Raw genomic sequence first — 10,944 nt, 5'->3', positions numbered from 1 at the left:
GCACGTGCGAAGGTCGTGATCAATATCCATCACTATGAAAGCGGCGTCTTCGAAATCGTGCGTGTATCCTATCTCCTCGCAAACCGCGCCTGCGTACTGACAGAGGGCGATGTCGGCGATCCGGACCTTGAGCCGTTTATTAGCGGCTTGGCAATTGCGCCGTATCACGGCATGATCGAGCGCTGCCATCAGCTGATTGCCGATGCAGCCGAGCGCGAGGCTATTGCCGCAAGGGGCTTTGCGGCCATGCAGAGCCGCTCGCAGGCGGAAATGTTGATGAGCGTGATGAAGGCCGCTGCCTGACGAAGGCAGCAGAGGGGAGCCGTTCATGCATATTGAAACGACAGCCATCGAGGGCGTCGTGGCGATCACGCCGCCGCGCTTCGGGGATCATCGGGGTTACTTTTCAGAAGTCTTCAAGGATGCCTGGTTCCGCGAGAATGTGGCGGACGTCACGTTCGTCCAGGACAACGAATCGCTTTCGGCACAGCCCGGCACCGTCAGGGGGCTGCATTTCCAGACACCGCCCTTCGCGCAGGGCAAGCTGGTGCGATGTCTTGCGGGCCGCATCATGGATGTCGCGGTCGACATCCGCACGGGATCGCCAAGCTTCGGCCAATGGCAGTCTCGGGAGCTCTCGCCGGAAAACGGCATGCAGCTCTGGGTACCGCCCGGCTTCGCGCATGGATTCGCAACGCTCGAGCCGAACAGCATCATCAGCTACAAAGTGACCGCGCCCTACAGTCCGCAGCATGATCGCGGCGTCGCATGGAACGATCCGGCGATCGGCATTCGCTGGCCCGTGGACGAGAAAGACATGGTCCTGTCCGACAAGGATAGGTCGCTGCCGCGCCTCGCCGACGTGCCGAGCCACTTTTCCTATTCACGAACGCAGCCGAAGGATTGATCCACCATGCGCATATTGGTCACGGGTGGTGCGGGTTTCATCGGATCGGCATTGGTGCGCTATCTCGTCCGCGAGATCGGCGCTGAGGTGCTGAACGTTGATAAGCTGACCTATGCCGGCAATCTGGCATCGCTGAAATCCGTCGAATCGGCCCCGAACTATCGATTCCTGCATGCCGACATCTGCGACCGCGCCAGGATGCAGGAGGCGTTCGGCGCCTTCGGCCCGGAGATGGTGATGCATCTCGCCGCCGAGAGCCACGTCGATCGATCGATCTCCGGCGCCGCCGATTTCGTCCAGACCAACGTCGTCGGCACCTTCGCCCTGCTGGATGCTGCGCGGCACTACTGGGATGGGCTCGAGGCTGGGCGTAGGAGCGCCTTCCGCTTCCTGCATGTCTCGACGGACGAAGTCTACGGCTCGCTCGGCGACGAGGGCCTCTTCGAGGAGACGACGCCTTACGATCCGTCCTCGCCCTACTCTGCCTCCAAGGCCGCAAGCGACCATCTGGCAATCGCCTGGCACCGCACCTACGGCCTGCCGGTCGTCGTCTCCAACTGCTCCAACAACTACGGCCCCTACCACTTTCCGGAAAAGCTCATTCCGTTGATTCTCCTGAATGCGTTGGAGGGCAAGCCTCTGCCGGTCTATGGCAACGGGGCGAATGTCCGCGACTGGCTCTATGTCGAGGACCACGCCCGGGCGCTGTTCACGATCGCCTCCAGGGGGCGCCCCGGCGAAAAATACAATGTCGGCGGCCGCAACGAGCGCAGGAACATCGATGTCGTTCAACGCATCTGCGCGATCTTCGACGACATCTACAAGGACAAGGCACCGCATGCGCGCCTGATTGCCCATGTGACCGACAGGCCGGGGCACGATGCGCGCTATGCGATCGATGCGTCGAAGCTGGAAGGCGAACTCGGATGGAAGGCGCAGGAGACCTTCGAAACCGGGATCGAGAAAACGGTGCACTGGTATCTCGATAACGCGTGGTGGTGGAGGCCGCTTCGCGAAAACGTCTATTCCGGCGAACGCCTCGGCATTTTCAAGGAACGGTGACAGATGCGCATCGCCGTGACGGGTAAGCAGGGCCAGGTTGTCCAATCGCTGCTGAGGCGCGGTGCCGAAAAGGGCATCGATATCATCGCCGTCGGACGTCCGGAAATGGATCTCGCGGACCCCGCAGGCATCGCGGCCGCGCTCTCGGATCTGCGGCCGGACGTCATTGTCTCGGCCGCCGCCTATACGGCCGTCGACAAGGCCGAGAGCGAGCCGGAGCTCGCTTTTGCCGTCAACGCTGCAGGCGGCGGCGCCGTTGCCGAAGCGGCCGCCAAGATCGGGGTGCCGATCATCCACTTGTCGACCGACTACGTCTTCAGCGGCGACAAGGCATCGCCCTATTCCGAAGAGGATGCGACGGGGCCGATCTCCGTCTACGGCCGCTCGAAGCTCGCCGGCGAGCAGGCGGTGGCGGCGGCGACCCCCGACCACGTCATCCTGCGCACCGCATGGGTCTATTCCCCCTTCGGCGCCAATTTCCTCAAGACCATGCTGCGCCTTTCCGAGACGCGCGATCATTTGCGCGTCGTCGCCGATCAAGCAGGCTGCCCGACTTCGGCGCTCGATATTGCCGACGCGATCCTCGCGATCGCCGCCCGTATCAAGACGGACCCCTCGCCCTCCCTGCGCGGCACCTTTCACCTGACCGGCAGTGGCGAGGCGAACTGGGCGGATTTCGCCGAGGCGATCTTCGCCGAACTCCATGAATCTGGCGGCAGGAGCATCGGCGTCGAGCGCATCACGACGGCGGACTATCCGACACCGGCCAAGCGCCCCGCCAACTCGCGCCTCAGCGGAGACAAGCTCGCCAGAACATACGGGATCCGGCTGCCCGACTGGAAGCAGTCCATAAAAGTCGTCACACAAGAGCTTTTAACAAAGCAATTTAGAGAGAGAGCATGAAGGGAATTATTCTCGCCGGCGGCACGGGATCGCGCTTGCATCCGATCACCCAGGCTGTCTCGAAACAGTTGATGCCCGTCTATGACAAGCCGATGATCTATTATCCGCTGACGACGCTGATGCTTGCCGGCATCAGGGACATCCTGATCATCACCACGCCGCATGATGCCGAAGCCTTCAAGCGCCTTCTCGGCGACGGCTCGCAATGGGGCATTTCGCTCACCTATGCCGTACAGCCGAGCCCGGATGGCCTTGCCCAGGCCTTCATCATCGGCGCCGATTTCTTGCATGGCGACAGTTCCGCGCTGGTCCTCGGCGACAACATCTTTTACGGGCACGGGCTGCCCGAAATCATGAAATCGGGGACGAGCCGAAAGGAAGGGGCAACCGTGTTCGCCTATCACGTCACCGACCCGGAACGCTATGGCGTCGTCGGCTTCGACGCGAAGATGAATGCGCTTTCGATCGAGGAAAAGCCCAGGCAGCCCAAATCGAACTGGGCAGTGACGGGTCTCTATTTCTACGACCAGCAGGTGGTCGATATCGCGGCCAATCTGAAGCCGTCACCGCGCGGTGAGCTGGAGATCACCGACATCAATCGCGCCTATCTCGAGCGCGGACAGCTCTTCGTGGAACTGATGGGCCGGGGCTTTGCCTGGCTCGATACCGGCACCCCGGACAGTCTGCTCGACGCAGCGGGTTTCGTCAGCACGCTCGAAAAGCGGCAGGGCTTCAAGGTCGCCTGCCCCGAGGAAGTCGCCTGGCGCATGGGTTACATCTCACAGGACGAACTCGTAAAGCTCGCTGAAAAGTTCGGCAAGAGCGCTTATGGACAGTATCTGTCGAAGCTGGCGTCAGAGCGCTGACTATCTCGCGGGCGCCGCGTCGCAGACGCGCAGCTGGATGCGGCGCGCTCCTTGATAGTGGTCCGCGCCGAGCATCCCCGCGACATGCAGATTTGCCCCGCGGGAATTGAGCAGCAGGTTGCCGAGCGAGGTCTCGGCCGCCCGGAAGGCGATGCCGTCGAGGCGCGCGCCGTCCATGGCCTCGAGCGTCACCTTCACATGCCTCTCGCCGACCATTCGTGCGTCGCGCAGCCGATGTGCCGGCACGGCGAAGACCGGCTGCGAATGCCCCGAACCATAGGGCCCGGCCGTTTCCAGCCTGTCGATCAGGTCGATGGTGGCGCCGCTGGCGCCGATCGCGCCGTCGATCTTCAGCGTCTCGTTCGCGACCAGCGCGGAGACGGTTTTCTCGGCCCGCTCGGTGAAGAAATTGCGCAGGGCTCCGAGCTTTTCCCGCTCGACCGTCAGGCCCGCGGCCATAGCATGGCCGCCTCCCTTGAGAAGCAGACCCTCGTCGACCGCGGCGCGCACCATCCTGCCCATGTCGAAGCCGTTGATCGAGCGGCCGGAGCCCGTTCCGCGGCCGGACGGATCGAAGGCGATGGCAAAGGCCGGGCGCTTGAACTTCTCCTTCAGACGCGCCGCCAGCAGCCCGACGATGCCCGGATGCCACTTGTCTCCGGCGGTGACGATCACCGACGCACCCTCGCCGTCGCCGTACTCGGCATGCGCCTCTGCCTCGGCTTCCTGCAACATCGCCGCTTCCATCGCCTGGCGTTCGCGATTGAGCTCGTCCAGCCGCTGGGCGATCACCTCCGCCTCGCCGGCATCGTCGAGCGTCAGCAGCCTGCTGCCGAGTGCGGCATCACCGATACGGCCGCCAGCATTGATGCGCGGACCGATGAGGAAGCCGAAATGATAGGGGCTCACCGGCCCGGAAAGCCCGGCTTTGCGAAAGAGCGCTGCAAGCCCTGGATTGGTCTGGTGGCGCGCGGCAACCAGTCCCTTCACGACATAGGCCCGGTTCAATCCCTTGAGCGGCACGACATCGCAGACCGTCGCCAGCGCCACGATGTCCAGCCATTTCAGCAGGTCGATCGCCAGAATGCGCTTGTCACCGGCTTCCCGCAGCAGCCGCAGCGTCGCCACGAGAACGAGAAACACGACCCCCGCGGCGCAGAGATGCCCCTGCCCCGAAAGATCATCCTCGCGGTTGGGGTTCACCAGCGCGTGGCAATGCGGCAGCTCGTGCGTCACCTGGTGGTGATCGATGACGACGACGTCGATATTCCGCTTTTCGGCGGCCGCCAGAGCCTCGATGCTGGTCGACCCGCAATCGACGGTCACGATCAGTTGGGCGCCGTTGTCAATCAGCTGGTTGATTGCAGCCGGGTTGGGTCCGTAGCCTTCGAAGATGCGATCGGGAATGTAGATATTGGCCTTCACGCCGAAATGCGTGAGGAAGCGGTACATCAGCGCCGAGGAGGCCGCACCGTCGACGTCATAGTCGCCGAAGATCGCGACGTTCTCGCCGCGCCTAATCGCCTCGACCAGGCGCTTTGCCGCCTTCTCGCAATCCGTCAGCGTATAGGGATCGGGCATCAGGCTGCGGATCGTCGGATCGAGAAACTCGACAGCCTCGTCTACGCCGACGCCCCGGCCGGCAAGCACCCGCGCAATCAGGTCCGGCAAGCCGTGCATCTGGGACATCGCCAGCGCGCGGTTCTGGGCGGCCTGATCCAGGCGCGATACCCAGCGATTATCGAGCGCGGATTTCTCCACCCCCAGAAACGCCCGCTGTACCGGATCGGCGGCTATGTCCACCATGCCCTCACTGATCGCCATCGCTTGTCACCGCTCCGGGACTGGACGGTATGGGCAGATTTATGCGGCTTTGGGAGAGCACACAACGGTTTTGGGCATGGGGGCTCGCCTTAGCTGTGGACGGACGCGAAAGCACCGCGTCCGCGTCGCTCGGGCAAAGTCGCTTTACAGAGACTCAGTCTTCCTTGGGGCGCTCGATGCGAATCACCTGCGGCTCGCCGACGAGGTATTCCTCGCCCTTGATGGCGGCGACCGCGTTGCGCACGGAATCCTCCATGGTCGCATGCGTGACCAGGATGATCGTCTGGTGGTGCGACGGTGCCAGATGCTGCTGCGAACGCTGTACGATGGATTCCAGCGAGATATGGTTTTCCGCCATATGCGTGGCGACGCTCGCGAAGACGCCGGTGCGGTCGAGCACGGTGAGGCGGATGAAATAGCCGCCCTCGTGGCTCTGCATCCGCGCCTTGCGATAGGGCTCGAGCGACTTCGCCGGATGGCCGAGAACAGGCACGCGCTGTGCGCCCGGCTGGCTCTTTGCGATGTCGGCGATATCGCCGAGCACGGCGGATGCCGTCGCATTGCCGCCTGCACCGGGGCCAACCATCAGCAGTTCGCCGAGAATGTCGGATTCGATCGCCACGGCATTGGTGACGCCGTCGACCTGGGCGATGACGGAATCGACCGGCACCATGGTCGGATGCACGCGCTGCTCGATACCGGTCTCGGTGCGCTGCGCCACCCCGAGCAGCTTGATGCGATAGCCAAGGTCGGCCGCCGCATGGATATCGTCGATCGAGATGTTGGTGATGCCTTCAAGATAGATGTCGTCGGCTGCGATCTGGTTGCCGAAGGCAAGCGTCGTCAGGATCGAGAGCTTGTGCGCGGTATCGTTGCCCTCGATGTCGAAGGCCGGATCGGCCTCCGCATAGCCGAGACGCTGAGCTTCCTTCAGGCAGTCCGCAAAGGAGAGGCCCTCCTTTTCCATCTTGGTCAGGATGTAATTGCAGGTGCCGTTCATGATGCCGTAGATGCGCGAGATCGTGTTGCCGGTCAGCGATTCACGCAGCGCCTTGATCACCGGAATGCCGCCTGCCACAGCGGCTTCGAAATTCAGCAGCGTCCCCTTTTCTTCCGCGATCTTCGCCAGTTCGACACCGTGGTAGGCAAGCAGCGCCTTGTTAGCGGTTACCACGTGGAGACCGCGTTCGAGTGCGGCGCGCACAGAGCTGTTCGCCGCACCGTTCACGCCGCCGATCAGTTCGACGAAAACGTCGATATCGCCTTTTTCGGCCAGCTCTTCCGGCCGGTCGAACCACTCGATGCCGGCCAGATGAAGGCCACGGTCCTTCGTCTTGTCGCGGGCCGAAACGCCGGTAATCATGATCGGCCGTCCGCACGTTGCAGCCAGTTCGTTGCTGCGGTTTTGAATGATACGGACGAGCGAGGCACCAACGGTGCCAAGGCCCGCAATGCCGATTTTGAGGGCGTCTGCCATGGAGAGATCCTGAGTGTCTTACGAGGGGCAGCCGCCGGAAAGCGGCTGCCGTTGCGGTGATGTTATCAGCGGTGTGCGTTGAGCGAGATAACGTTATGCATCGTCTCGTCGGCCGTCGATAGGAACTTCTTGATGTTGCGCGCGGCCTGACGGATGCGGTGCTCGTTTTCCACGAGTGCGAGACGCACGTAGTCGTCACCCTGCTCCCCGAAGCCGACGCCCGGCGCAACCGCGACGTCTGCCTTCTCGACGAGAAGCTTGGAGAATTCCAGCGAACCGAGATGGCGGAACTTCTCCGGAATCTTGGCCCAGGCAAACATCGTCGCAGCCGGCGGCGGCACGTTGAAACCGGCTTTTCCGAAGCTCTCGACCATGACGTCACGGCGGCGCTTGTAGACGTTGCGCACTTCCGCGATGTCGGAACCGTCGCCATTCAGCGCATGGGTCGCGGCAACCTGGATCGGCGTGAAGGCGCCGTAGTCGAGATAGGACTTCACGCGCGTCAGTGCCGCGATGAGGCGCTCGTTGCCGACAGCAAAGCCCATGCGCCAGCCGGGCATGGAGAAGGTCTTCGACATCGAGGTGAACTCGACGCAAACATCGATTGCGCCCGGCACCTGCAGAACCGACGGAGGCGGCTCGCCATCGAAATAGATTTCAGAATAGGCAAGGTCAGACAGCACGATGATGTCGTGCTTCTTCGCGAAGGCGATGACGTCTTTGTAGAAATCGAGCGTCGCGACGAAGGCCGTCGGGTTGGACGGATAGTTGAGGACCAGCGCCAGCGGCTTCGGGATCGAATGGCGCACTGCCCGCTCCAGCGGCGGGAAGAAGCTTTCGTCCGGCTCGACCGGGATCGAGCGGATCACGCCGCCTGCCATCAGGAAGCCGAAGGCATGGATCGGATAGGTCGGGTTCGGGCAGAGCACGACGTCGCCCGGCGCGGTGATGGCCTGCGCCATGTTGGCGAAGCCTTCCTTGGAGCCGAGCGTCGCAACGACCTGCGTATCCGGATTGAGCTTTACGCCGAAGCGGCGGGCGTAGTAGGCGGCCTGCGCGCGGCGAAGGCCCGGAATACCTTTGGAAGAAGAATAACGATGCGTGCGCGGGTCCTGGACCACCTCGCACAGCTTGTCGACGATCGCCTGAGGTGTCGGGAGATCGGGGTTTCCCATGCCGAGATCGATGATATCGGCGCCGCCCGCTCGCGCGCTCGCTTTCAAACGGTTGACCTGTTCGAAAACGTAAGGCGGCAAACGCCGGACTTTGTGAAACTCTTCCATCTCTTTCCCCATGGAAATGCGGCCACCATGGCCGCGCTCGAAGTTCGTTTGTTCCCGGCTGCTTGCGACACGAACTTCAGAATCGCAAGAGCCGTATTCATCAGACTTTCGTGACGCGGCGATTCTTTGACGAACAGCCGCAACAAACGTATTTTATCGGGAAATTCATCTCTCCCGCCGGCTGCGGAAGGCTTTGCGTCCAAATCGCCTGGCAGGCAAGCCTTAATTGCCGATTGCAGAAAGCGCGTCGGCGCCGTGCTCGGCGGCAAGCTTTCTGAATTCCGCCACGCGCCGCTGATACTCGGCTTCCGAAATGGTGCCCGCCTTGCGCTGGGCGACGAGCGCTGAAAGCTGCTTCTGAAGGCCTGCGGCTTCCTCGTTGCTCATCTGCGTGTTTGCGGCCGTCAGCGGCGCGCCAAAGCCCGGATATCCGTCCGGATAATGGGACAGGCTGCTTTGCGTCGGCTCCTCGCCCTTCGTCGCCGTCATGACGACAGCCGTCGGCGGCGCTCGCCGCGCAGCGGCGGCCGCCTTCTGTTCCGGCGTCGACGTGCATCCGGCAAGCATCGCCGCCGCGGCCGCGGCGACGAGTGCCATGCCGGTTGCGATTGCAATGCCAGTGATGCGGTTCGTCGTCATGCCAGATCTTTCAAATCCTGAAGCCTTAGCGACTGTTAAATTCGTTGCAGCGACAAAGCAATAGCACGGGCGGGCTTGCGTTGAACTTGTTTTCTTGATCGCGGACGATGTACAACTGATTAAGAGACGATTGCTGCCGCGGGGGAAAAGCGTGACCGACAGCGACAACAAGGCGAAGGCTCCAGGCTTCGAGGCACCAAGCCTCGATCCCTACCTCGTGAAGGATCCCGAGGCGATGGCGAAGAACATCGCCCGCGCCCTGGAGAATCTCGGCAAGGCGGCCTCCGCCTGGCTTGCCCCGCGCGAGAGCGGCGAGATCAATGAGAGGCTTGCCGCGCCGATGACCGACATGGTCAAGACGCTCTCCAAGGTCACCGAATACTGGATGTCCGATCCGCGCCGCACCTTCGAGGCGCAGACCCAGCTGATGAGCAGCTATTTCGGCGTTTGGATGCGCTCGATGCAGCGCATCCAGGGCGAGCCTCCGGAGCCGGAGCCGCAGCGCCACGACAGGCGCTTTGCCGATCCCGATTGGCAGAAGAACCCTTTCTTCGATTTCCTGCGCCAGATCTATCTCATCACCGCCGACTGGGCGGAGAAGATCGTCGCAGAGACCGAAGGCCTTGACGAGCACACGAAGCACAAGGCCGGCTTCTACGTGAAGCAGATCACCGCCGCCCTTTCGCCGAGCAACTTCGTCGCCACCAATCCGCAGCTCTACCGCGAAACGGTCGCAACCAGCGGCGAAAACCTGGTGCGCGGCATGCAAATGCTGGCAGAAGACATCGTGGCGGGCGGCGGCGACCTGAAACTCCGCCAGACAGACATGACAAAATTCGCCGTCGGCCGGGACATGGCGCTGACACCGGGGAAGGTCATCGCCCAGAACGAGATTTGCCAGGTCATCCAGTATGAGCCAGCCACTGAGACGGTGCTGAAGCGCCCTCTCCTCATCTGCCCGCCCTGGATCAACAAATTCTACATTCTCGACCTCAATCCCGAGAAATCCTTCATCAAATGGTGCGTCGACCAGGGCCAGACGGTGTTCGTCATTTCCTGGGTCAATCCTGATGCCCGCCATGCCGCCAAGGATTGGACGGCCTATGCCCGCGAAGGCATCGATTTCGCGCTGGAAACGATCGAAAAGGCGACCGGCGAGAAGGACGTGAATGCCATCGGCTATTGCGTCGGCGGCACGCTGCTCGCGGCGACGCTGGCGCTCCATGGCAAGGAAAAGAACAAGCGCATCAAAACCGCGACGCTTTTTACCACGCAGGTCGATTTCACCCATGCGGGCGACCTCAAGGTCTTCGTCGACGAGGAGCAACTGAAGGCGCTCGAAGACCATATGACGGCCACCGGCTATCTCGATGGCTCGAAGATGGCGACCGCCTTCAACATGCTGCGCGCCTCGGAATTGATCTGGCCGTATTTCGTCAACAACTACCTGAAGGGCGAGATGCCGCTGCCCTTCGACCTTTTGTTCTGGAACGCCGATTCCACCCGCATGGCAGCCGCCAACCACGCCTTCTACCTGCGCAACTGCTATCTCAGGAATGCGCTGACCGCCGACGAGATGATCCTCGACGGCAAGGCGGTGTCGCTCAAGGACGTGAAGATCCCGATCTACAATATCGCGACGCTCGAAGATCATATCGCGCCCCCAAAATCGGTCTTCCTTGGCAGCCGGTTTTTCGGCGGCAAGGTCGATTTCGTGCTCGCCGGCTCGGGCCATATCGCCGGCGTCGTCAATCCGCCCGCCAAGAACAAATACCAGTATTGGACCGGCGGCCCCGCCAAGGGCGAATACGACGCCTGGCTCGCCAAGGCCGAGGAAACCCGCGGCTCCTGGTGGCCCCACTGGCAGGCCTGGATCGAGGCGAAGGACGCCAAGCGCGTCCCTGCGCGCAAACCTGGCGGCACAGCACTCAACGCCATCGAGGAAGCCCCCGGCAGCTATGTCATGGAGCGGGCATAGCGCCA

Annotated in this window: 9 protein-coding genes and 1 pseudogene; 6 read left to right on the top strand and 4 right to left on the bottom strand. The window is 62.4% G+C overall.

The annotated features are described in order from the left end of the window. From ACPYOJ_RS10445 to rfbA, 5 genes and pseudogenes are all read left to right on the top strand, one after another. Positions 1-303 (top strand): annotated as a pseudogene (locus ACPYOJ_RS10445) (glycosyltransferase family 1 protein); the annotation flags it as partial. Between the two features lie 25 nt (positions 304-328). Next, positions 329-907, top strand: a complete 579-nt coding sequence (gene rfbC, locus ACPYOJ_RS10440; protein ID WP_481416181.1) for a dTDP-4-dehydrorhamnose 3,5-epimerase — start codon at positions 329-331, stop codon at positions 905-907. A gap of 6 nt (positions 908-913) precedes the next feature. Then, entirely contained in the window at positions 914-1,969 is a 1,056-nt protein-coding gene (rfbB, locus tag ACPYOJ_RS10435; protein WP_481416180.1) for a dTDP-glucose 4,6-dehydratase, read from the top strand. Between the two features lie 3 nt (positions 1,970-1,972). After that, the gene (gene rfbD / locus ACPYOJ_RS10430) at positions 1,973-2,872 is read left to right on the top strand and encodes a dTDP-4-dehydrorhamnose reductase (RefSeq protein WP_481416179.1); all 900 of its coding nucleotides are present in this window, start codon (positions 1,973-1,975) and stop codon (positions 2,870-2,872) included. After that, complete coding sequence (gene rfbA / locus ACPYOJ_RS10425; protein ID WP_481416178.1) at positions 2,869-3,738, top strand: glucose-1-phosphate thymidylyltransferase RfbA; 870 nt, start codon at positions 2,869-2,871, stop codon at positions 3,736-3,738. The genes rfbD and rfbA overlap by 4 nt, the downstream gene beginning before the upstream one ends. On the opposite strand, the gene recJ is transcribed toward rfbA, so the two are convergent. The 4 genes from recJ to ACPYOJ_RS10405 form a co-directional block, all read right to left on the bottom strand. Continuing rightward, a complete protein-coding gene (gene recJ / locus ACPYOJ_RS10420; RefSeq protein ID WP_481416184.1) occupies positions 3,739-5,544 on the bottom strand; it encodes a single-stranded-DNA-specific exonuclease RecJ in 1,806 nt (601 codons plus the stop codon). A gap of 172 nt (positions 5,545-5,716) precedes the next feature. Beyond that, positions 5,717-7,039, bottom strand: coding sequence for a homoserine dehydrogenase (locus ACPYOJ_RS10415; protein WP_481416177.1), 1,323 nt, complete (start codon positions 7,037-7,039; stop codon positions 5,717-5,719). A gap of 65 nt (positions 7,040-7,104) precedes the next feature. Then, positions 7,105-8,322 carry an LL-diaminopimelate aminotransferase gene (locus tag ACPYOJ_RS10410; protein WP_481416176.1) on the bottom strand — a complete coding sequence of 406 codons (1,218 nt, stop codon included), beginning with the start codon at positions 8,320-8,322 and terminating at the stop codon, positions 7,105-7,107. A 222-nt stretch (positions 8,323-8,544) separates the two neighbouring features. Next, on the bottom strand, positions 8,545-8,961 hold the full coding sequence (locus ACPYOJ_RS10405) for a gas vesicle protein GvpG (protein WP_168829499.1): 417 nt from the start codon (positions 8,959-8,961) through the stop codon (positions 8,545-8,547). Between the two features lie 151 nt (positions 8,962-9,112). Between ACPYOJ_RS10405 and ACPYOJ_RS10400 the strand changes: the two genes are divergently transcribed. Then, complete coding sequence (locus ACPYOJ_RS10400; protein ID WP_481416175.1) at positions 9,113-10,939, top strand: PHA/PHB synthase family protein; 1,827 nt, start codon at positions 9,113-9,115, stop codon at positions 10,937-10,939. The last annotated feature ends 5 nt before the right edge of the window (positions 10,940-10,944 follow it).

The organism is Rhizobium sp. SVR5-9E (assembly GCF_056755095.1).
The sequence above is the reverse complement of the archived record's forward strand: the minus strand, read 5'-3'. Positions and strand labels throughout refer to the sequence as shown.

What these genes read in the sequence shown, in the direction of transcription:
- rfbC (WP_481416181.1), top strand. Translation starts at nt 329, where the DNA reads ATGCATATTGAAACGACAGCCATCGAGGGCGTCGTGGCGATCACGCCG.
- rfbB (WP_481416180.1), top strand. Translation starts at nt 914, where the DNA reads ATGCGCATATTGGTCACGGGTGGTGCGGGTTTCATCGGATCGGCATTG.
- rfbD (WP_481416179.1), top strand. Translation starts at nt 1,973, where the DNA reads ATGCGCATCGCCGTGACGGGTAAGCAGGGCCAGGTTGTCCAATCGCTG.
- rfbA (WP_481416178.1), top strand. Translation starts at nt 2,869, where the DNA reads ATGAAGGGAATTATTCTCGCCGGCGGCACGGGATCGCGCTTGCATCCG.
- recJ (WP_481416184.1), bottom strand. Translation starts at nt 5,544, where the DNA reads ATGGTGGACATAGCCGCCGATCCGGTACAGCGGGCGTTTCTGGGGGTG.
- ACPYOJ_RS10415 (WP_481416177.1), bottom strand. Translation starts at nt 7,039, where the DNA reads ATGGCAGACGCCCTCAAAATCGGCATTGCGGGCCTTGGCACCGTTGGT.
- ACPYOJ_RS10410 (WP_481416176.1), bottom strand. Translation starts at nt 8,322, where the DNA reads ATGGAAGAGTTTCACAAAGTCCGGCGTTTGCCGCCTTACGTTTTCGAA.
- ACPYOJ_RS10405 (WP_168829499.1), bottom strand. Translation starts at nt 8,961, where the DNA reads ATGACGACGAACCGCATCACTGGCATTGCAATCGCAACCGGCATGGCA.